This window comes from Methylomicrobium lacus (genome assembly GCF_041897535.1).
GTDB lineage: Bacteria > Pseudomonadota > Gammaproteobacteria > Methylococcales > Methylomonadaceae > Methylomicrobium > Methylomicrobium lacus_A.
Genome location: NZ_CP169217.1, coordinates 3834819 through 3857174 on the forward strand (window position 1 = coordinate 3834819; position 22356 = coordinate 3857174).

The following is a 22356-nucleotide window of genomic DNA, read 5'->3' on the forward strand; positions in this document are numbered from 1 at the left end:
GCGGTTTATCCGCCCTTTTTCGTTTGCTTTAACATCAGACAGGGATTAGGCGACGCGGTCGCCCGGTTCCTTTCCTGCAAAAAACGCCGCAATGTTCTCCAGTACCCGGTTGCCCATCGCGATGCGGGTTTCCTCGCTGGCGCTGCCGAGGTGAGGCAAGAGCGCGATATTGTCGAGTTCCAGAAAGCCCGGATAAACAGCCGGCTCGCCCTCGTAAACATCGAGTCCTGCGCCCGCGATCCAGCCTTTCTTCAGCGCCTTGTACAAGGCCTGATTGTCGACCACGTCGCCGCGCGCGGTATTGATCAAATGCGCGGACGGACGCATCGCTTTTAAGCGCTGCTCGTTGATCAGGTGCCGGTTTTCGGTGCTGCCTGGGCAATGCAATGAGACAAAGTCGGCCTGGCTCAACAGTTCCTCGAGCGTTGCGCAACGCGTCGCCTGAACGTCGTCGACGATGTCCTGCGCCGGGGCATTGCGCGGCGTATAGAACAGGATTTTCATGCCGAAGCCGTGATGCGCTTTCCTGGCCGTCGCCTGCGCGATCCGGCCGAAGCCGATCAGGCCGAGCGTCTTGCCGGTCACTTTTTGGCCGAGCAGTTGGGTCGGGCACCAGCCTTTCCACTGGCCGCTGCGCACCAGGCGTTCGCCTTCGGAGGCGCGGCGGGCCGACATCAGCAGCAACAGCATCGCAATGTCGGCCGTGCAGTCGGTCAGGACGCCGGGCGTGTTGGTCACGACCAGGCCTTCTTCCTTCGCGCTCGCAACGTCGATATTGTTATAGCCGACGCCGAAATTGCCGATGATCCTGGCGCGCTTGTTCGGCACGCGCAGAATGTCGGCGGTGATCGGATCGGTGACGGTCGGCAGCAGCGCATCGGCGGTTTGCAGGGCCAGCTTCAAGGCGTCGGCCGTCATCGGTACGTCGCTTTCGTTCAGCGTGACGTCGTACAGTTCCTTGAGTTTGGCTTCGACTTCCGCGGGCCATCTGCGGGTCACGACGACTTTGGGTTTGCTCATGGCATCCTCTCGAAATGAAGGGCAGTCAGCACAGGCCGGGTTGCATGCAACCCGGCCCTACAGCGTTATTACTTCGCGGTCGAACGGTAATATTCGATCGCCGCGCCGACGCCGCTGCCCGGCTTGATGTCGAAGCCGCTGTCCAGCATCGCCATTTCGACGCCGGCGAAGGCGCCGAGCATCGAGACGTCGTTCATGTCGCCGACATGGCCGATGCGGAATACCTTGCCGGACAATTCGGACAGGCCCGCGCCGAGCGAGATATTGTATTTCTTGAACGCGGTGCTGATCACGTCGCGGGCATCTTTGCCTTCGGGTACGACGACCGCCGAGACGGTATCGGATTCGAAGCCGGGATGCGCGCACAATTGCAGGCCCCAGGCCGCAATCGCCTTGCGGGTGCCTTCGGCGAGGCGGTGATGGCGCGCATAGACATTGTCCATGCCTTCTTCGAGCAACAGATCCAGCGCCTTGCGGAGGCCATACAGAATCGGCAGCGCCGGGGTATAAGGCGTGTAGCCGTCCTTGTTCTGGTTCATCTGATCGCGCAGATCCAGGAAGCAGCGCGGGTATTTGCTGGTTTCGGTCGCTTTCAAGGCCTTTTCGCTGAAGCACAGGAAGGCACCGCCGGCCGGCAGCATGAAGCCTTTTTGCGAGCCGCTGATCGCGCCGTCGACGCCCCAGTCGTCCATCCGGAAATTCAGGCTGGCGATCGAGCTGACGCCGTCCACGAACAAAAATGCGGGATGGCCTGCCGCATCCAGGGCCTTACGGACGCCGCCGATGTCGCTGGTCACGCCGGTAGCGGTTTCGTTGTGCGTCGCCAGGACCGCCTTGATTTCGTGATTCTTGTCTTCCTTCAGGCGCGCTTCCAGCTTGTCCAGGGGAATGCCCTTGCCCCAGGTTTCCTGATGGATTTCGACATCGAAACCCAGGCGTTTCGCCATTTCGGCCCACAGATGGCTGAATTGGCCGAAGCGGTAAATCAGGACTTTATCGCCAGGATTCAGCGTGTTGGTCAGCGCGATTTCCCAGCCGGCGGTGCCGGTGGCTGGGAAAATGAAGCATTGGCCTTTTTCGGTGCGGAAGACTTTTTTCATGTCTTCGAGCAGTGGCTTGAACAAGGTCGGGAATTTGGGCGAGCGGTGGTCTTCCATCGGCGCGTGCATCGCGCTCAAGACTTCGTGTGGAACGTTGGTAGGGCCTGGAATATAAAGGTGGTTGCGACCAGCCATGAATTTGCCTCGTCAGGGTAGTAAGGTGATAAAAACAGAGATCGACGCTGCGCGTCAAAATCAAAAACCGCCAATGATGACATACTGGGCCGCAATCAGCAATAGCCGATGCGCAGCCGGAGTGCTGGAGTCCAAGGCTTCGAGTCGCTGAGCAAGAGCGTTAATCATTGACATTGAATTCTCCGAAAGTAAAATGGCGGATTTATTTGTTGATGACCGGAGTCACCGGATGCGATGAGGCATTCGGCCGGATCATTTTGTTTAAAGCAAGCACAGGCAGGTAGCTAAAATGAGTCACACTTTATATACGGCGTCGGTACAGCGCGTTCAACGCTGCGAACTGGCAGTTCCCGGTTCCAATCCCGGCATGTTCGAAAAAGCTTTGAAAAGCGGTGTGGACTTCATTTTTCTCGATCTGGAAGATGCGGTCGCGCCCGACGACAAATTGCAGGCGCGCAAGAATGTGATCGAAGCGATCAACGATCTGGACTGGAAAGGCCACGGCATTACCTTGTCGGTGCGGATCAACGGTCTGGACACGCAATACATGGTGCGCGACGTGGTCGACCTGGTCGAGCAGGCCGGCGCCAAGATCGACACGATCCTGATTCCGAAAGTCGGCGTTTACGGCGATGTGTACATGGTCGAGGCGATGCTGAACCAACTGGAGATGCAGCAGGGCCTGAAGAACAAGATCGGCATCGAAGCGCTGATCGAAACCGCGCTCGGCATGGCCAATGTCGAAGACATCGCCAGACAAGGCGCCTTGGGCCGCCTGGAGGCACTGCATTTCGGCGTCGCCGATTATGCGGCCAGCAACCGCGCGCGCACGGTCAATATCGGCGGCCTGAATCCGGATTATCCGGGCGACCAGTGGCATGCGGCGATCAGCCGGATGACCGTGGCCTGCCGCGCCTACGGCCTGCGTCCGATCGACGGGCCGTTCGGCGATCTGAAAGACCCTGATGGTTACCGGCAGGCTGCACGCCGCGCCGCCGCGCTCGGCTGCGAAGGCAAGTGGGCGATTCATCCGTCGCAAATCGAACTGGCCAATGAGGTCTTTACCCCGCCGGCCGCCGAAGTCGAAAAGGCCAAACGCATTTTGGCGGCATTGCAGGAAGCGGCCGCCCAAGGCAAAGGCGCGGCCTCGCTGGACGGACGCCTGATCGATGCGGCCTCCGAGAGAATGGCGAACAATGTCGTAAGAGCGGCCGAAGCGATTGCCGCGAAAACCAAATAACAACAGCGAACAAGAACGAAGAGGCAACAGTCGTGGATATTCATGAGTATCAGGCGAAAGAAATTTTACAGGGCTACGGCGTAAAGATCGCCGAGGGCGGCCTGGCGTACAGCCCGGAAGACGCGGTACAGCGCGCCCGCGAAATCGGCGGCCATTTGTGGGTGGTCAAGGCGCAGATCCATTCCGGCGCGCGCGGCAAGGCCGGCGGCATCAAGATCTGCAAGAGTCATGACGAAGTCGAGGCGGCCGCGGACAGCCTGCTCGGTAAACGCCTGCGCACACATCAGACGGGCCCTGCGGGCAAGGTCTGCAACCGTCTGTACATCGAGGCGGGCACCGACATCGCAAAGGAGCTGTATTTCTGCCTACTGGTCGATCGCAGCGCCGAGCGGATCGTGATGATCGGTTCGGCCGAGGGCGGCATGGACATCGAGGAGCTGGCGAAGACTAGGCCCGAGGCGATTACCAAGATTTACATCGAACCGGCGGTCGGCCTACTCGACTATCAGGCACGCGAAATGGCCTTCGCGTTGGGCCTGGATGCGGAGATCATCAGCCACGCGGTCAAGACCATCAAAGGCTGCTACAAGGCGCTGCGCGAGAACGATTGCAGCATGCTCGAAATCAATCCCTTGGTGATTACCCGCGGCAACGAGCTGATTGCATTGGACGCGAAGATGGGCTTCGACGACAACGCCCTGTTCCGGCAGCAGAAAATTGCCGAACTGCGCGACAAGACCCAGGAAGATCCGCGCGAAATGGCGGCGGCCGATCGCGGCCTGAGCTATGTCGGCCTCGACGGCGACATCGGCTGCATGATCAACGGCGCGGGGCTCGCGATGGCGACGATGGACATGATCAAGCTGGCCGGCGGCGAACCCGCGAACTTTCTCGACGTCGGCGGCGGCGCCTCGGCGGAGCGTACCGAAAAAGCCTTCCGCCTGGTGTTGGCCGACAAGAACGTGAAGGCGATGCTGGTCAATATCTTCGCCGGCATCAACCGCTGCGACTGGATCGCCGAGGGCGTCGTGCACGCGGTCAAGAAAATCGACATGCAGGTGCCGTTGATCGTGCGTCTGTCCGGCACCAATGTCGAGGAAGGGCAACGCATCATCAGAGAAAGCGGCCTGCCGATCATCACCGCCGATACCTTGGCCGAGGCGGCAGAGAAAGCGGTGCAGGCGCGTAATCAGGCGGTCGCGAAAGCCGCGCAAGCATAAGGAATCAAGATGGCAATTTTTATCGACGAAAACACACGCATCATCGTTCAGGGTTTCACCGGCAAGATCGGCACGTTTCATGCCGAGGACATGATCAAATACGGTTCCAATGTCGTCGGCGGCGTCACGCCGGGCAAGGGCGGCCAAACCCATCTGGGCCGGCCGGTGTTCAACACGGTCAAGGAAGCGGTGCAAAAAGCCGGCGCGGAAGCCAGCATCGTGTTCGTGCCGCCGGCTTTCGCGGCCGATTCGATCATGGAAGCGGCCGACGCGGGCATCAAATATTGCGTTTCGATCACCGACGGCATCCCGACCCAGGACATGATGCAGGTCAAAAACTTCCTGCGCCGTTTTCCGAAAGAAGAACGCATGGTCCTGACCGGTCCGAACTGCGCCGGCACGATCAGTCCGGGCCGCTCGATGCTCGGCATCATGCCGGGCCACATCTACATGCAGGGCAACGTCGGCATCGTCGGCCGCTCCGGTACCTTGGGTTATGAAGCGGCCGACCAGATGAAACGCCTCGGCATCGGCGTCTCGACTTCGGTCGGCATCGGCGGCGACCCGATCAACGGCTCATCGCACCGCGATATTCTCGAAAAATTCGAGCAAGACTCCGAAACCAAGGTCGTGCTGATGATCGGCGAAATCGGCGGTCCGCAGGAAGTCGAAGCCGGCCTGTTCGCGAAAGAGCACATGACCAAGCCGGTCATCGCCTATATCGCGGGCCTGACCGCACCGGAAGGCCGCCGCATGGGCCATGCCGGCGCGATCATTTCCTCGGCAGGCGAAGGCGCGGCCGAAAAAGTCGCGATGCTGAAGGAACTCGGCGTCACGATCTGCCCGACGCCGGCGGCGATGGGTGCGACCGTGGCCGAAGTGTTGGCGAAGCTGTAAGGTACGGGGCTTTTGCAAAGGCGGGTGTGAATGCTTTTCTGCCCGCCTGAGCTGCAAACGGTCGTTTTTTCTTTGTCATTGTTTGAACTTAATTTTTGCTTCGCTTGTGGTTGCGACAGATACACTTTATCTTGAAAGGTTCTAGTAATGCCTTTATGGATTTGGTATGTTATCGCACGCTATGACCCTGGAAAGGGGTAGCGATTTATAAAAATATAACTTCCTAGGATATCAAGTATGAAAACTTTGAAAATCATTGCAGCGGGTATTGTCAGTCTGGCGTTGTTGGCAGGCTGCCAAAAGTCTGAAGATAAGGCTGCAGAAGGCGCATCTCAGCCTGCAGCGGCGGGTGCTCAGGGCGAGGCCGGTGCTCCGGGTGCGGCGGGTGCTCAGGGCGAGGCGGGTGCTCCGGGAGCTGCGGGTGCTCAGGGCGAGGCTGGTGCTCCGGGTGCGGCGGGTGCTCCGGGCGAGGCCGGTGCTCCGGGTGCGGCCGGTGCTCCGGGTGCGGCCGGTGCTCCGGGTGCGGCAGCTCCAGCTCCAGCTGCTGAGCCAGCTCCCGCTCCAGCGCCAGAAGCGGCACCTAAATAATCACGGTAACTTCTGATTTAGAAGAAAGGAATGCCGAGCCAATCCGTTTGGCCCGGCATTTTTTTTGCGCTTTTTTCACTGCCTGTTGTCTTCGATGGGGTGCTTTGAATCGGCGAGCGTGTGATTACAGTAAATGAATCAGCAAGGTGATCAGGGCGGTCAGTGCGCATGCGATGCTGATGACCAGTGCAAGGATTGTCGTTGCGATGAAGAGCGGATTGGCGAACCACATTGCACTGATTGTCGCATTTTTGAGTTCCACGGACTCATTCAGCAGCGTCTTCAGGTCTTTCAGTCTGCCGCCTAACGCAAACCAGTCGCGGATACGACTGCCAAGCGTGAACAGACCGGTCACGTGTTGACGGGTCGCATGCAAGTTGTCAATTTCAGCGTTATTATCCTGGAACTGTTTGCGCAGTTTTTGCTGGAATTGCTGATATTCGGCAAGCTTGTTTTCGGAAGTCTGAAAAAAATTGACGATCTTTTTCGGTAGCACGATCACTTCCTGCAACGCAAAATAAATCTTGATGAAGAACAGCGCCGGCAGGAAGGCAGGTACAAAGATCAGGCCGGACAGCGCAATGCTGAGCGAAAACGCATGCGAGACAAAGTAGGTCAGCCATAGCGCGGAGGCGAGATTGATTCCGATCAGGACCAGCACGCTTTGCAGCGAGCGTTCGGCGATGATGACCGGAATCCGCACCGCTTCGAGCAGGCGTTTGAGCTTTTGATTGGCTTGGGGCGGGGTTTCTACAGGGTAGCTCACGGCATTCCATCCTGAAAAAGCGCGAATGGTACTACGGCCAAAAGTCATGCGCAAGGCGCTTGCCCGGACGGTTTCGACACAAGAATCCAGCCAGTCGTATTCCAGGATGGCGCCGGATGCGGAAATGAATGTCGGCCAACTCAACGAGTCGTTGCTTACGCGTGGCGATAGAGTTATATTTAGCGGGCTAGCTGACTTCGGTCGAGGTTTGCGCCGACGCCTCGCGTCAGGGCTTGCCTCTCTATTTTCAAGATCATCAGCAATGAAGTCTTGCTATACAAAATAACTAAAAACAACTAAAAACAACTAGGAGGATCATCATGTTTAAATTACGTGCGCTGGCGACGGCGCTGGCTTTAGCGAGTTCTGTTTCAGTGGCTTGGGCGCTCGAAGCATTGCCGACCGAAGCGCCTGCTCCGGCCGACAACCCGACAAACGAAGCCAAGGTCGAACTGGGTAAACAGCTCTATCACGACCCGCGTTTGTCATCCACCGGCACCGTGGCTTGCGCTTCCTGCCACAACACGATGCTGGGAGGCGAAGACAACCGGCCGAATTCGATGGGCGTGAACGGTCAAACCGGCGGTCGTAGCGCGCCGACGGTCTGGAACGCGGCCTTCAACAAGGTGCAGTTCTGGGACGGCCGTGCGGCCAGCCTCGAAGATCAGGCGGCAGGACCCGTGACCAACCCGATCGAGATGGGCATGAAGAGCTGGGATGACGTGGTCGCCCGGTTGAAGACGATCGAAGGTTACCAGGAGGCTTTTGCCGCCGCCTTCCCGGGCGGCGAGATTTCGAAGGACACCGCGACCAAGGCGATCGCCGCTTATGAAAGAACGTTGATTACCCCGAACAGCGCTTACGACAAATATGCCGGCGGCGATACCTCGGCGCTGACCGAACAGCAGGTTCGCGGCATGAACAAGGCGGTGGAACTGGGCTGCACGAGCTGCCATAGCGGACCGGCATTCAACGGCGGCGGTGCGTTCCAGAAGTTCCCTGTGCACGAAAACGGTTATTTCGAAGCGCAATATCATTTCATGAAAGACAAGGGCGTCGCCGAAGTCTCGAAGAATCCGGCCGACGAACATTTGTTCAAAGTCCCGACCTTGCGTAACGTCGCGTTGACTGCGCCTTATTTCCACAACGGTTCGGTCAAATCGCTGGACCAAGCGGTCAAGGTGATGGCTAAACTGCAATTGGACAAGGATTTGGCGAAGGGCGACGTGGATGATATCGTCGCTTTCCTGAATGCGCTGACCGGCGAGTTCCCGAAACAAGCGATGCCGCGTCTGCCGGGCACGCCAGGCAAGACCTTCAATTAAGCGTCCTTCCCGGGGCAGGACGGGGTTTATACCCCGTCCTTTACCGTTAAGGTTTGTCTAATAGGGAGCGACTCAAGTCGCCCCGCGCCGAAAACAAAGCCACGGTTTTTTGCGACACAGCTTGGGTGTTATTTATCCGGCGTGGCGGATTTTTACTTCCCGCTTCGGATCTGATAAATCGACAGCGCCGCGATGCGTGCGTCAATTTCTTTCGATACCTTTTGATATTCCGGGCTGTTGATCGTCCCGAAACGCGCCTTGAACTCTTCGACATCCATTTTTTCCGGGAGGTCTCTCGGGTCGGGCATGAATTCGCTGTAGCTACGGATGCCGGACATCGCTTTTTGAATCCGCTGTGCATTTTCGGGCGTCGAAGTCGCGATTTCGCCGAAGCGGGTGCCGGCCTTGTCGGCGGCCAGATCGATGAAGCTAAAACCGCTGCCCCCGTCCGCATCGCTCAATTCCTTTTGTTCGCCCATCACTTTGGCCAGCTTGCTGTTCACCGAGGCGGTCAAGGCGGCGGCGCCGATGAAATGTTGCGCCAGATCGATGCGCTTATACATGAAGGGGGAATATTGGGGGTTGCCGGTCGATGTGGCGCCGGAAACGGCGAGCAGTTTCGGAATTTGCTGCTTGTTCACATAATCGTTGACGGTAAAAATGACCAGGCGATTCTCTTCGATCGCGTTGTCCGGCGTCGAGCGATTCAATGCCAGCTGAAACATCGGCTGTAATAATTCGGCAAGCGACAGCCGCCATTCGGGGTCGTGATTCGCGACGATTTCCGCCAATTTTTGTTGATAGACGGCCTGTGCCGGGTTGGCGCTGCTGTCGGAGAGGAAATTACGCGCCTGCCTGAGCGTTTCGGCGCTCGAAAAGTAGGTGAGCGTGACTTTTTCCTGATCGATCGCGACCGCTTTGATCGGTTGGGTCGCCAAAATATAATATTCCCGCAGTTGGGTATTCTGGATCACGCGCTGGATCACCCAGGCGGCCAGCCGTGCCGGCAACAGCAGTTTGCCGACCTTGAACTTGGTGATGCCGGGCAGTTCGTAGATCGAGTCGTTGCCGAGCCGGAAGCTGATGTTCAGAAATTTGCCGAGGATATTATCCGGCAAGGTGACCGTCACATTGAAACGCAGTTTGTTGTTTTTCAGCTGAATGTAAACCGCGCTTTTCCAGTAGCGGTTCAACAGATAATTGCCGGCCAGATTCAGGTCGCTTTCGGTCAATTCGATCGTGCCGAGTTCATGCGGCTTGATTTGCGCGCCTTCGTGCAGGATCTTCTTGGCGCGGGCGATGTCGTCGTGGGTCAGTTCCCAGCCGAGACCGATCACTTCGGGTTTGTTGCCGACGCCGAATAGCACGATCGCGATGCACAGTGCCGCGACCGTTAACAGGCTGTAGGCAAACAGACGCAGTAGCAATTTCATCGGCGCATCAGGAGAAATCCAGCTTGAAACCGCCTTGTTTGAGATAGTCGGCTTCCTGTAGCAAATCGGCATGGGTCAGCGGCGATTCGTCCAGCCAGTTTTTCGGGAAGGTCAGACGGATCTTCGATTTTTCGATCGCAATCCTGAATTCCGGCAGGTCGGCGTCGAAACGGTTGCGGCGCAGCAGCACCGCGAGCCGCAAAATGATGCTCAAATACGGCGTAAGCTCGGTCCAGGGCGCCGGCAAGTTGGCGAACAGCGAACGCACGAACTTGCGCCGGTGCGTTCTGACAAGGGTCGCAAGCAGGATCTGGTCCTGCCGCGAAAAGCCGGCCAGATCGCCGTTTTCGATGATGTAGGCGCTGTGTTTGTGATAGCCGCTGTGCGCGATGTCGCGGCCGATTTCATGCAAATCGGCGGCCCAGTCAAGATATTGGGTGATCGTGTCGTTGTCGATCGGTGTGGTGTTGCTCAATTGCGGCAGCATGTAGGCGATCGTCTGTTTGACGCGGGCGGCGTGCGGCTGGTCGGTGTGGAAGCGCTCCGCCCAATTGTGCACGGTGGCGGCACGAATGTCGTGATCGAATATCCGCCCCATCAGGTCCTGGATCAGGCCTTCGCGCAAGGCGCCGTCGGAGACGATCATTTGGTCGATGCCGAGGATTTTGAAGGTCGCATAAACGATCGCGACGCCGCCCGGAAACACCGGCAGGCGGTCCGGGTTCAGGTCGGGCAGTTTCAGGTCGTCAACATGATTGCAACGGCCGATGTGCGCGGCCAGCTGCTCGAGGCCTTCCAGCGTGATGCCGTCCTTGCTCCAGTTTTTCAGCTTCAACACTTTATCGATTGCGCGCAAGGTGCCGGAGGCGCCGATCGCCTTATCCCATTTATTGCGCCGGAAGGTTTGCTGGAACGGCTCCAGTTGCTGCTCGGCGAATAGCACCGCCTGCGCGAACGCGTTTTTGGACAGCTTGCCGTTTTTGAAAAACAGGTTGCTGAGCGTCACGCAGCCCATGTGCAGGCTTTCCTTTTCATGGGGCGCATTGCCCGAGCCGAGGATATATTCGGTGCTGCCGCCGCCAATGTCCATCACCAGGCGGGTGCCGCCGTTGCCGCCCAGGCTGTAGGCGACGCCCAAATAAATCAGACGCGCCTCCTCGATGCCCGAGATGATGTCGATCGGGTGATTCAGCGCCTGTTCGGCCTTGCTCAGAAATTCCTGCGCATTGGTGGCGATGCGCAAGGTGTTGGTGCCGACCGCGCGCACGCTGCCGGGCGGAAAATTACGCACCCGTTGGCCGAATTTTTCGAGGCAGGCCAGCGCCCTGGCTTGGGTTTCGCTATCGAGTGTATTGTTTTTGTCCAGGCCGGAGGCCAGCCTGACCATCTCGCGGATCCGGTCCTGGATTTGCAGTTTGCCGTCCTTCAGGCTACAAACGATCATGTGAAAGCTGTTCGAGCCGAGATCAACGGCGGCAACCACCTCGGGTAATGTTTTTGGCACGGTCTATCCGGTTAAGTCAACAGAATGGTTTCAAATCTGATAAAATTGCACGGTTTTTGCTTGTTGTTTTATCGTGTTTAAATTCGACCAGCGCCTAATTTAACTGATTTGAAGGGTTTCGTTAAGTAATAGTTTGCTTATGAATGCATTATCGATACGTAATCTCCGCAAAACTTATAATAACGGCTTCGAGGCTTTGAAAGGCATCGACCTGGATGTCGAAGCCGGCGATTTTTTTGCGTTGCTGGGGCCGAACGGGGCGGGCAAATCGACCGCGATCGGCATCATCAGCTCGTTGGTCAACGCGAGCAGCGGTTCGGTCAGCATCTTCGGGCACGATTTGCAGAAGGAGCGCGACAGGGCCAAAAATTGCATCGGTCTGGTGCCGCAGGAAGTCAATTTCAATCAGTTTGAAACGGTCAAAAATATTCTGCTGAATCAGGCCGGCTATTATGGCGTGCCGCGCAAGCTGGCGCTTCAGCGTACCGAAAAATGCCTGAAGCAGATGGATCTTTGGGACAAGCGCGACACCGTGTCGCGGCGTTTGTCCGGCGGCATGAAGCGGCGGGTGATGATCGCGCGCGCGATGGTGCACGATCCGAAGCTGTTGATTTTGGACGAGCCGACCGCCGGGGTCGATATCGAGATTAGGCGCTCGATGTGGAATCTGATGCGCGAGGTGAACGCGCAGGGCACCACGATCATCTTGACGACGCATTATCTGGAAGAAGCGGAAAGCCTGTGCCGAAACATCGCGATCATCGACCAGGGCCGCATCGTCGAGCATTCCGACATGGCAGGTCTCTTGGCGCGCCTGAATATCGATCATTTCCTGCTCGACCTGGAGGCGCCGCTCGACGCTACGCCGGAGGTCGACGGCGTGCAGATCGAGCGGGTGTCCGAGCGTGTGCTGAATGTCGGCGTGCCGAAGGCAGTCGGGCTGAATCAGCTGTTTAGCCGGCTCAGCGAGCAGGGAATCAAGGTAATCAGTCTGAAGAACAAATCGAATCGGCTCGAACAGCTGTTTCTGGATTTGATCAATGCGAATACGCCAGGAGACGAACGATGAATTACGGCATTGCCTTTCGCACGCTCGCGGTCAAGGAAATCCACCGCTTTTTCCGTATCTGGCCGCAGACCTTGCTGCCGCCGGCGATCACGACCGCGCTGTATTTTCTGATCTTCGGCAAACTGATCGGCGGCAGGATCGGCACGGTCAACGGCGCCAGCTACATCGATTATATCGTGCCCGGCATCATCCTGATGTCGGTGATCAGTCATTCGTATTCGAATGTGGTGTCGTCGTTTTATTCGACCAAATTTCAGCACCATATCGAGGAGCTTCTGGTCGCGCCGGTGCCGAATTGGGTGATTCTGGGCGGCTATGTGTCCGGCGGCATCGTGCGCGGGCTTTCGGTCGGCGTCGTGGTCGCGCTGATTTCGCTGCTGTTCGCGCAAATCAGCGTGCACAATGTCACGATCTGTCTGGCGATTGCGGTGCTGACCGCGACATTGTTCTCGTTGGCCGGCTTCATCAACGCGGTATTCGCGGAAAGCTTCGACGATATTTCGATCATTCCGAACTTCATCCTGACGCCGCTCAGCTATCTCGGCGGGGTGTTTTTCTCGGTCGACATGCTGGCCGGCATCTGGCAGACGATCGCGATGGGCAATCCGATTCTGTATATGGTCAATGCCTTTCGTTACGGCATGATCGGCGTGACCGATATCGATATCGTCCTGGCTTTTGAAATGACCGGCGGATTTATCGTCCTGCTGACTTTGTTCAGCCTCTATTTGCTGCACAAAGGGGTCGGCATTAAAAATTAACGCGAGGCCCGGGGTGGTAACAGAAACGTTCTGATGATCGGATGCTCTTTTTCGTGCGTTGCCGCGATTAATTTAAGGGTTGGCTCATCTTTCGTTTGTTTACCGGCGGGGTTTTAGGGATAATGCAGTCCAAATGACTAAAGTTTTTGAACAAGGTAACGCTTTATGGCAGAACTGATGAGCAGCGGTGTTGAATTGATGATTGTCGGGATGGGCATCGTCTTTTTGTTTTTGGCGTTGTTGGTCGTCGCGATCAACACGATGTCGTCGCTGATCCAACGTTTTTTCCCGGAGCAGCCTAAAGCCGCGAAAGTTGTTAAAATTGAAGCGGATAAGGCAACCGTGGCCGCCATTACCGCCGCCGTGCACCAATACCGAAGCAAAAACAGGTAAAACGGAACGCAATTTGCTTAATGACTTGCTGATGGCCCTGAGAGGCCACTCACTCAAATTTTAAGGATTCTGGAGAAAAATTAAGAATGGCGAAAGAGAAGATCAAGCCTTTGTCGATCACCGAAGTCGCGCTGCGCGACGCGCATCAGTCGCTTTTTGCGACCCGGATGCGTATCGAGGACATGCTGCCGATTTGCGAAAAACTTGATCAGGTAGGCTATTGGTCGGTCGAGTCCTGGGGTGGCGCGACTTTTGATGCCTGCATCCGGTATCTTGGCGAAGATCCGTGGGAAAGATTGCGTTTGTTGAAGGCTGCGATGCCGAATACGCGCCAGCAAATGCTGCTGCGCGGGCAGAATCTGCTCGGCTACCGGCATTTTGCCGACGATGTGGTCGATAAATTCATCGAACGCAGCGCGGTCAACGGCATCGACGTGTTCCGCATTTTCGATGCGATGAACGATATGCGCAACATCGAGCATGCGGTCAAGGCGGTGCTCAGAACCGATGCGCACGCACAGGGCACCATTTCTTATACGACGAGCCCGGTGCATACGCTCGATTCGTGGGTCGTTCTCGGCAAACAGATCGAGGACATGGGCGCGCATTCGATCTGCATCAAGGACATGGCGGGCCTGTTGAAGCCTTATGAAGCGTTTGAACTGGTTTCGCGCCTGAAAAAGAGCACGTCGCTGCCGGTCCATCTGCATTGCCATGCGACCACCGGGCTGAGCGTGCCGAGCCTGCTGAAAGCGGCCGAGGCCGGCGTCGATAATGTCGATACGGCCATCTCGCCGCTCAGCATGACTTACAGCCACAGTCCGACCGAAACGATCGTGGCGAGTCTCGAAGGCACCGAGCGCGCGACCGGCCTGGATTTGGCCAAACTGGACGAAATCTCCGCCTATTTCCGGGAAATCCGCAAGAAATACGTGCAATTTGAAGGCAGCCTGAAAGGCGTCGACAGCCGCATCTTGATCGCGCAAGTGCCGGGCGGCATGCTGACCAATATGGAAAGCCAGTTGAAAGAGCAGGGCGCTGCCGACAAGTTTGACGAGGTGATGCACGAAATTCCGCGCGTGCGCGAGGATTTGGGCTTCATCCCGCTGGTCACGCCGACTTCGCAGATCGTCGGCACGCAAGCGGTGCTGAATGTGATCAGCGGCGAGCGTTATAAGACGATCACCCGGGAAACCGCGGGCCTGTTGAAAGGCGAATACGGCGCGACGCCGGCTCCGGTCAACAAACAACTGCAGGAGCGCGTGCTCGAAGGCGGCACGCCGATCACCTGCCGTCCGGCCGATCTGATCGCGCCGGAAATGGACAAATTGGTCGACGAACTGAAGGACAAGGCCAAGAAAGAAGGCGTCAAACTGGCGCAACACGTCGAAGAAGACGTGTTGATCAATGCGATGTTCAATCAGGTCGGCTGGAAATTTTTGGCCAACCGCGGCGATCCTTCCGCATTTGAAGCCGTGCCGACCGGTGAAGCGCTTGAGTCGGCCGCGGCAAAAGGCGGCAAGGCGGCACTGCCGGTCGAATCCTATGTGGTCAATGTCGACGGCAGAAATTTCAATGTGGTCGTGGGGCCCGGCGGCGCCGGCCTGACGATCGAACCGGCCGCGCAACCGATCGTGGTGCCGCAGCCGGGCAGCAGCGGCGCGGTGGTCGAGGCGCCGATGGCCGGCAACATCCTGAAGATTCTGGTCAGCCCGGGCAGCGTGGTGGCGGCCGGCGAAGTGGTCGTGATCATGGAAGCGATGAAGATGGAGACCGAAGTGCGCTCCAAGTTCGCGGGCGTCGTCAGCGCGGTTCACGTGAAGGAAGGCGGCGGCGTCGCCGGGGGCGATGCGCTGATCACCTTATGATGTCTGGAGGCATGCCAGTAGGCATGCAGGCGCGGCTCAGGGGAGTTTTTCCACGGGCAAACGGACACTTGCTTTAACGACAATTCATCAAACGATCATCCATGGAAAATATCATTTCACTTTGGCAGAGCACCGGCCTTTACAACATGAGTGCCGGCCAGGCCTTCATGATCCTGGTCGGCTTCGTGCTGCTGTACCTGGCGATCAAAAAAGGCTTTGAGCCGCTCCTGCTGCTGCCGATCGGCTTCGGCGCGGTGCTCAGCAACATTCCGGTCGCGGGCATCTCGGAGGAAGGCGGGCTGCTGCATTACTTGTATTTCGGCATCAAGGCCGGCATTTTTCCGTTGTTGATCTTCATGGGCGTCGGCGCGATGACCGATTTCGGGCCGATGATCGCGAATCCTAAGACCTTGCTGCTCGGTGCGGCCGCGCAGCTCGGCATCTTTGCTTCCTTGCTCGGCGCGTTGGCGTTGAACATGGTGCCGGGTCTCGAATTTTCGCTGAAGGATGCGGCCGCGATCGGCATCATCGGCGGCGCGGACGGCCCGACCGCGATCTACGTCGCCTCGAGGCTTGCGCCGGATCTGCTCGGCGCGATCGCGGTGGCCGCCTATTCCTACATGGCGCTGGTGCCGTTGATTCAGCCGCCGATCATGCGCGCGTTGACCACCGAAGCCGAGCGCAAAATCGAGATGCAGCAATTGCGCGCGGTCAGCAAGACCGAGAAAATCGTGTTTCCTCTGATGCTGCTGTCGCTGTGCATTCTGATGCTGCCGTCCGCGGCGCCGCTGGTCGGCATGTTCGCTTTGGGCAATCTGATGAATGCGTGCGGCGTGGTCGAACGCTTGAGCCAGACCGCGCAAAACGAGTTGATCAACATCGTGACGATCTTTTTGGGTTTGTCGGTCGGCTCGAAATTGAGCGCGGATGCGTTTTTGCAATACAAGACCCTCGGCATTCTGGCGCTCGGCGCGGTCGCTTTTGCGATCGGCACGGCCGGTGGCGTGATCATGGCGAAGATCATGAACAAGTTCAGCAGCACCCAGATCAATCCGTTGATCGGCGCGGCAGGCGTCTCGGCGGTACCGATGGCCGCGCGCGTCGCGAACAAGCTGGGCCTCGAAAGCAACCCGCACAATTTCCTCTTGATGCACGCGATGGGGCCGAACGTGGCCGGCGTGATCGGTTCGGCGGTCGCAGCAGGCGTATTGTTGAGCTTAGTCAAATAGCAGGCTTTAAACGCCTAAGTTGTGCAAGTCGGGCAGCAATTTATTGTGGCCCGACGCTTTGGTCGTCCCGATGATGAGACAGAATAGCCCCTAGCATCGAAAAACCAGTCGTAAAAACATGTCAGGCCGGTTAAGATTACCCTCAATTGAATCTGTATTGGGCTGAATCCAACCCATTCCCGACATTTACGCATTTTGAGGAAAAATGTAGGATGTGCCGACGTAAGGATGCGCATCAATCGCGACCGATGCTACGGCCCTTAAACCGATAGGAATCGTTCCCCGTTTCTAATACTTTTTTGGCATACAGAATGAGTTGTATGGTAATGAAGACGATACCGATTAGCAAGTCCTTTACTTTGATTGAACCTGGGCCAGTTGTCCTCATTACGACAAGCAATGGGGAGAAGAACAACATTATGACCATCTCATGGACCATGGTGATGGATTTTTCTCCGAGATTTGCCATTACAACGGGTCCCTGGAACTATTCCTATAAGGCGCTTCGGAACTCCAAAGAATGCGTCATTGCTATTCCTACCGTGGACCTAATAGATCAGGCTGTTGGAATAGGAACTTGTTCTGGCACCGACACGGATAAGTTTTATAAGTTCGGATTGACTCCTCTCAAGGGAAAGCATGTCGGTGCGCCTCTGATCAAGGAATGCCTGGCAAATATTGAATGTAAAGTTATCGATGTCGTCGAAAAGCACAACATCATTGTCCTTGAAGGTGTCGAAGCGTACTTTGATGATTCACGAGAAGAGAAGCGGACCATTCACGCAATCGGCGATGGCACCTTTGTAGTCGATGGAGACAAGTTGGACCGAAGGGCAATGATGCGCTCGAAGCTTCCAGATGGTGTCTAACGACATCATCTGAAGATTAGCAACAAACCGCTCGTGGCCGAACTAGCTCAGTCAAAATTGAAGGAGCAAAACCGACCCAAACTCAACCGTCGAGCCGAAGCAGTGAACGACAGCTACTGTACTCAGAGCGGCCTTTTTAGACGGATATTCGGAAAAAAGGCAACGTCCGGTGAGTAAGGGCGTGGATGCCATTTTTCGCGGGAAATGGAAGCGACTCGCTTCGCTGTCATCCTAAAAAAGACCTACGGCAAAAATACTTAGTAGAGATGTATTTCGATACCACCGGCTGTTCAATTTTCCGGTGTCTCCTCTACTGTTGCCAACCTCCGCCGAGCGATTTATAAAGGTCTACCATGGCAACCATTTGCTTCTGTTTCGTTTCGATGAGCTCCTTTTTGGCGTCCAAGGCATCTCGTTGCGTCAATAAAACCTCCAGATAGTCGGCACGAGCTGATAGGAACAACTGGTTGGCCACGTCGATCGATTGCACGAGCGAGTCCACCTGACTATTCTTGAACCGATAGTTCTTGTCCAGGTTGTCGATGTTCGAAATTTGATTGGCTACTTCCATATAGGCTTTGATAATACTTTGTTCGTACTCGTACGCCGCCTGAATCTGTTTGGCATTGGCGTTTTTGTATTCGGCGATGATCGCGTTTTTGTTCACCAGCGGAGCGACCATCTCGCCAGCGATGGTCGCCGCCAGCGACTCCGGCGTGTTGATCAGGTATTTGAGCGCGAAAGCCTGAAAGCCGATCCCCGCCTTGATGCCAAAGGTCGGATAGAAATTCGCTCTCGCCACTTTGATGTTCAAATCGGCCGCCGAAAGCTCCAGTTCCGCTTGTCGGATGTCGGGCCGGTTTTGCAGCAATTGCGAGGGTATCCCCACCTGAAGCATTTTCGGCTTGATGTCCATGAAGCCGGTCGAGTTGCGCTTGATCGGCCCGGCCGTTCGGCCCAGCAAAAAGTTGATGCGGTTTTCAATGACGCTGATCTGCTGTTTGATCTCGTATTTTTTGCTCTCGTTTTTGGTCACTTCCGCGGCGTAACGTTTGACCGCGAGGGCATTCGATCGGGCATAAATCTGCAATTGCTTGACCATCTCCAGGCCGTTTTGCAGAATGGCGATGTATTGTTCCAGGTTCTCAAGCTGATTGTCCAACGCGAGCAGCTCGTAATAAGAATGTGCGACTTCGGCGACCAGATTGGTCACTAAAAAGTGCCGGCCTTCGACCGATGCCATGTATTCGAGCACGGCCACCTGTTTCTCGTTTCTGAGCTTTTTCCAAACGTCGATCTCCCAGGTCGAAAACAGTCCGAATTGATAGTCGCCGAGCAAGGTCGGAAACGACTCGCCCGGCCGTATCTCCAGATTTTCCTCGACCGCGCCGCTGCGCGTAAACTGTCCGACCTTATCCGCGCCGGCGCCCGCGCCGATGCTCACAAAGGGCAGATAAGCGCCTTTACGCCTTTGAATTTCATTCTCCGCAACGCTGATGCGCTGCAGCATGATATTCACTTCCTTGTTGTTGGCGATCGCCGTTTTGATCAAAGCAATCAAATTGGGATCTTCGAAAAAATCGCCCCAATTCGCGGTCGCCGTATTTTTTTGTGCCGAAATGCCCGGCGTATTCTTAAAATGGTCCGGCAGCGCAGTGTCGGCCTTTTTCGCGGTCATGGCCGGTATGCCGCAGCCTTGCAGCGTCAGCACCAGCCATCCCAATGCCATAAGATGAAAATGTTTACTCTTTTTCATCATCCGCACCGTAATGATATTTTTCTGTTAAAGGATCCAGGTCTTCGTTTCTGATTAAGGATTTTCCTTCTATCATTTTGGCAAAAGCATAATAAAGTCCTGGAATCAGGATGACGCCAAACACGGTGCCGAAAATCATCCCGCCAAGGGAAGAGGTACCAATGGTTCTGTTACCGACGGCTCCCGCCCCCGTCGCTATGGCTAAGGGTATCAACCCGGCTATAAACGCAAAGGAGGTCATCAATATCGGCCGAAAACGCGCTTGTGCTCCCGCAATCGCCGCCTCTTTGATCGTCATACCTTGGGCTTGCTTCTGAACCGCAAATTCGATGATCAATACCGCGTTTTTGCCGAGTAAACCGATTAACATGACCAGTCCCAGTTGGGAATAGACGTCGTTGGCAAGACCCAATGTTTTCAGCAAAAAGAAAGCACCGAAAATACCGGGGGGCAGCGAAAATAAAACGGCTAACGGCAACATAAAACTTTCGTACTGTGCGGCCAACACCAGGTAGACAAACACGAGCACGACGACGAAGATCACCAGCGCTTCATTGCCCCGGGCGGCTTCATCAAAAGACAAACCTTCCCAGGCAATGTCAAAACCCCGCGGCAACGTGGCGGCTGCGACTTCCTGGACCGCCTTGATGGCATCGCCGCTGGTATAGCCAGCGGCCGGCTCGGCACGGATAGCAGCGGAGTTGTAGAGGTTATAACGGGTGATCTCGTTGGGTCCTTGCCGTTTCTTCATGGTCATGAAGGCGGAGTACGGCACCATCTCGCCAGCTTCGTTTTTTACGTAGTACTTCAACACATCCGAAGGGAAGCGCCGGAATTCGGGACTGGCTTGCGCGTAGACCTTAAAAAAATTGTTGAAGCGGATGAAGCCCTGCTCGTAGGTGCTGCCGATCATGATGTCCAGGTTGTCCATCGCTTTGTTGATCGACACGCCTTTTTGCATCGCGAGCTTATTGTCGATGACCAGCTCGTACTGCGGATAATTGGCCGCATAAAAGGTGAACAGACCGCTCAATTCCTTGCGCTTGCGCAGCGCCGCCATGAACGTCTGATTAAGTTTGTCGAACTCTTGATAGTCCGTGCCCAAGGTCTTATCCAACAAGCGAAATGCCAAGCCGGATGCCGCGCCGTAACCGGGGACGGCCGGAGGTTCGAAAAACTCGATCATGGCGCCGAAGTCATGGGTTTTTTCCTCCAGTTCGCGGATAACATCCTGGACGGAATGTTTGCGTTGCGACCAATCTTTCAGGTTGATAATAACCGTGCCGGCGTTGGAACCGCGCCCTTCGGTGAGCACTTCGTAGCCGGCCAACGAAGAAATCGATTGGACGCCGTCAATTTTACTGGCTATGCCTTCTATTTCCCGCGCCACTTTATTGGTTACTTCCAGCGTTGAGCCGGGCGGTGTTTGGATAATGGCATAAATCATGCCTTGGTCTTCACCGGGAATAAAACCGGAAGGCAAGGTGAGGCTGACCGAATAAATGCCAAAGCAAAACCCGCCCAAAACCAAAAATGTTAGAATTCTCCTCATGACGACAGCATTGAGAACTTTGACGTATCGCCCCGTGACCTTTTCAAAAACAGCGTTGAAGGCATCGATGAACAGGCTGATCGGCGTTTTCCGTTTCGGTTGGCCGTGGGTATTTTTCAGGATCATCGCGCACAGAACAGGCGCAAGCGATAAAGCGACGATCGCCGAAATTACGATCGACGAGGCCATGGCTATAGCGAATTGCCGATAGAACACGCCAACCGGCCCGGTCATGAAGGCAAGCGGGACGAACACCGAGGTCATGACCAAGGTGATCGCGACAATGGCGCCGCCAATTTCCCCCAATACTTTTTTCGACGCGACATAGGGGCTTACATTTTCAGCCTCCATTTTCGCATGCACCGCTTCGACCACCACAATCGCATCATCGACCACGATACCGATGGCCAGCACCAAGGCAAACAAGGTAATGAGATTGATCGAAAGCCCGAACGCCGACATGACGGCGAATGCCCCGATCAGCGAAACCGGTACTGCCAGGACCGGAATCAAGGTAGAGCGCCAGTCGCCCAGAAAAATAAAGACCACCAAAGATACCAGCACGAACGCCTCTCCCAAGGTGTGCAGGACTTTTTCGATGGAAGCATCAACGAACCGGGACACATCGTAGTTGATTTCATAATCCATGCCCTCCGGGAAGGACTTTTTCAACTCTTTCAATTTTTCCTTCACGTCCTCGATGACCTTGCTGGCATTGCTGCCGTAGTTTTGCTTGAGCACGATGGATGCGGAAGGAAAGGAATCTTTATCCGAGTAAATATCGTAAAACTCGCTGCTTAGATCGACTTTGGCAATGTCTTTAAGGTGCAGTATCTCGCCTTCCGAGTTGGCCCGGATGATAATGTCTTCGTATTGTTCCGGCTTGTTGTACCGCCCTTGGTAAACCAGCACATACTCTTTGGACTGGGCGGCAATGCCCGTGCTTTGGCCGATCCGTCCCGGCCGACCGATAATGCTTTGATTGGCAATCGCATCCATCACCTCGTCTATCGAGACGTTATAGGCCCGCATCCGGTCCGGATTCAGCCAAATCCGCATCGCATATTGGCGGCTGCCTAATATTTTTGCTTGGGCAATGCCATAGATCCGTTGGACTTCCGGGATAACATAGGCCAATGCATAGTTGTATAATAACTTCTGATCCGCGTTTTTGTCTTTGCTGTACAGGTTGATGTACATGAGCATGCTGGGCTGCACCCGTTCGACTATCACCCCTTCCAGTTGAACCAGCTTGGGTAGCCGGTTCATGACCTGGTCCAGGCGCGTCTTTACGTTAACCATCGCAATGTTAGGATCAACGCTCAGGTCGAACAGCACTTGAATGACGGCTTCACCGGCGCTGGTCGCATCCGAGATAATGTATTTCATGCCGGGAACGCCATTAATCGCGCGTTCGATCGTAATCAGGGACGATTGCACCAGGACATCGGCGCTGGCGCCGGGATACGCCAATGAAACCATGACACGGGGCGGCGCAATATCCGGAAACTGGGAAATGGGCAAGGACCGGATCGCCAGCAAGCCCATGAACAGAAACACGAGCGATAACACGATCGCCATGACAGGCCTTTTGATAAAAATATTGAACATAATTAATCTCTGGCTTAAAG

18 protein-coding genes are annotated in these 22356 nt (G+C 55.9%); 11 read left to right on the forward strand and 7 right to left on the reverse strand.

Annotation, left to right across the window (positions count from 1 at the left end):
- Positions 1–45: 45 nt before the first annotated feature.
- Positions 46–1020: a 2-hydroxyacid dehydrogenase gene (locus ACEPPP_RS17235; RefSeq protein ID WP_374088597.1), complete on the reverse strand. Its 975-nt coding sequence runs from the start codon at positions 1018–1020 to the stop codon at positions 46–48.
- A gap of 68 nt (positions 1021–1088) precedes the next feature.
- Positions 1089–2255: an aminotransferase class V-fold PLP-dependent enzyme gene (locus ACEPPP_RS17240; protein ID WP_374088598.1), complete on the reverse strand. Its 1167-nt coding sequence runs from the start codon at positions 2253–2255 to the stop codon at positions 1089–1091.
- Positions 2256–2544: 289 nt separating this feature from the next.
- On the opposite strand from ACEPPP_RS17240, the gene ACEPPP_RS17245 reads away from it, so the two are divergent.
- The 4 genes from ACEPPP_RS17245 to ACEPPP_RS17260 all read left to right on the forward strand — a co-directional run bounded on the left by ACEPPP_RS17245 (position 2545) and on the right by ACEPPP_RS17260 (position 6200).
- The gene (locus ACEPPP_RS17245; protein ID WP_374088599.1) at positions 2545–3495 is read left to right on the forward strand and encodes a CoA ester lyase; all 951 of its coding nucleotides are present in this window, start codon (positions 2545–2547) and stop codon (positions 3493–3495) included.
- Positions 3496–3527: 32 nt separating this feature from the next.
- The gene (locus ACEPPP_RS17250) at positions 3528–4715 is read left to right on the forward strand and encodes a malate--CoA ligase subunit beta (protein ID WP_374088600.1); all 1188 of its coding nucleotides are present in this window, start codon (positions 3528–3530) and stop codon (positions 4713–4715) included.
- Between the two features lie 9 nt (positions 4716–4724).
- A complete protein-coding gene (gene sucD, locus ACEPPP_RS17255) occupies positions 4725–5612 on the forward strand; it encodes a succinate--CoA ligase subunit alpha (RefSeq protein ID WP_374088601.1) in 888 nt (295 codons plus the stop codon).
- Between the two features lie 237 nt (positions 5613–5849).
- On the forward strand, positions 5850–6200 hold the full coding sequence (locus ACEPPP_RS17260) for a hypothetical protein (RefSeq protein ID WP_374088602.1): 351 nt from the start codon (positions 5850–5852) through the stop codon (positions 6198–6200).
- Positions 6201–6324: 124 nt separating this feature from the next.
- Here ACEPPP_RS17260 and ACEPPP_RS17265 read toward each other — a convergent pair whose 3' ends face one another.
- The gene (locus ACEPPP_RS17265; protein WP_374088603.1) at positions 6325–7110 is read right to left on the reverse strand and encodes a hypothetical protein; all 786 of its coding nucleotides are present in this window, start codon (positions 7108–7110) and stop codon (positions 6325–6327) included.
- A 176-nt stretch (positions 7111–7286) separates the two neighbouring features.
- On the opposite strand from ACEPPP_RS17265, the gene ACEPPP_RS17270 reads away from it, so the two are divergent.
- The gene (locus tag ACEPPP_RS17270; RefSeq protein ID WP_374088604.1) at positions 7287–8291 is read left to right on the forward strand and encodes a cytochrome-c peroxidase; all 1005 of its coding nucleotides are present in this window, start codon (positions 7287–7289) and stop codon (positions 8289–8291) included.
- A gap of 152 nt (positions 8292–8443) precedes the next feature.
- Here the strand turns inward: ACEPPP_RS17270 and ACEPPP_RS17275 are convergent, their stop codons facing one another.
- On the reverse strand, positions 8444–9724 hold the full coding sequence (locus ACEPPP_RS17275; protein WP_374088605.1) for a hypothetical protein: 1281 nt from the start codon (positions 9722–9724) through the stop codon (positions 8444–8446).
- A 7-nt stretch (positions 9725–9731) separates the two neighbouring features.
- Positions 9732–11228 (reverse strand): exopolyphosphatase, encoded by a 1497-nt coding sequence (gene ppx, locus ACEPPP_RS17280; protein ID WP_374088606.1) that lies wholly within the window; start codon positions 11226–11228, stop codon positions 9732–9734.
- A 139-nt stretch (positions 11229–11367) separates the two neighbouring features.
- Between ppx and ACEPPP_RS17285 the strand changes: the two genes are divergently transcribed.
- From ACEPPP_RS17285 to ACEPPP_RS17310, 6 genes are all read left to right on the forward strand, one after another.
- Positions 11368–12297 (forward strand): ABC transporter ATP-binding protein, encoded by a 930-nt coding sequence (locus ACEPPP_RS17285; RefSeq protein WP_374088607.1) that lies wholly within the window; start codon positions 11368–11370, stop codon positions 12295–12297.
- Positions 12294–13058, forward strand: coding sequence for an ABC transporter permease (locus tag ACEPPP_RS17290; protein ID WP_374088608.1), 765 nt, complete (start codon positions 12294–12296; stop codon positions 13056–13058). Before ACEPPP_RS17285 ends, ACEPPP_RS17290 begins: the two co-directional genes overlap by 4 nt.
- 165 nt (positions 13059–13223) lie before the next feature.
- The gene (locus tag ACEPPP_RS17295) at positions 13224–13451 is read left to right on the forward strand and encodes an OadG family protein (RefSeq protein ID WP_374088609.1); all 228 of its coding nucleotides are present in this window, start codon (positions 13224–13226) and stop codon (positions 13449–13451) included.
- Between the two features lie 86 nt (positions 13452–13537).
- Entirely contained in the window at positions 13538–15319 is a 1782-nt protein-coding gene (gene oadA / locus ACEPPP_RS17300) for a sodium-extruding oxaloacetate decarboxylase subunit alpha (RefSeq protein ID WP_374088610.1), read from the forward strand.
- A 101-nt stretch (positions 15320–15420) separates the two neighbouring features.
- Positions 15421–16548, forward strand: a complete 1128-nt coding sequence (locus tag ACEPPP_RS17305; RefSeq protein WP_374088611.1) for a sodium ion-translocating decarboxylase subunit beta — start codon at positions 15421–15423, stop codon at positions 16546–16548.
- Positions 16549–16874: 326 nt separating this feature from the next.
- Complete coding sequence (locus ACEPPP_RS17310; RefSeq protein ID WP_374088612.1) at positions 16875–17417, forward strand: flavin reductase family protein; 543 nt, start codon at positions 16875–16877, stop codon at positions 17415–17417.
- 310 nt (positions 17418–17727) lie between these two features.
- Here ACEPPP_RS17310 and ACEPPP_RS17315 read toward each other — a convergent pair whose 3' ends face one another.
- Both ACEPPP_RS17315 and ACEPPP_RS17320 read right to left on the reverse strand, forming a co-directional pair.
- The gene (locus ACEPPP_RS17315; RefSeq protein WP_374088613.1) at positions 17728–19146 is read right to left on the reverse strand and encodes a TolC family protein; all 1419 of its coding nucleotides are present in this window, start codon (positions 19144–19146) and stop codon (positions 17728–17730) included.
- 13 nt (positions 19147–19159) lie between these two features.
- Positions 19160–22336: an efflux RND transporter permease subunit gene (locus tag ACEPPP_RS17320; protein ID WP_374088614.1), complete on the reverse strand. Its 3177-nt coding sequence runs from the start codon at positions 22334–22336 to the stop codon at positions 19160–19162.
- Positions 22337–22356: the final 20 nt, after the last annotated feature.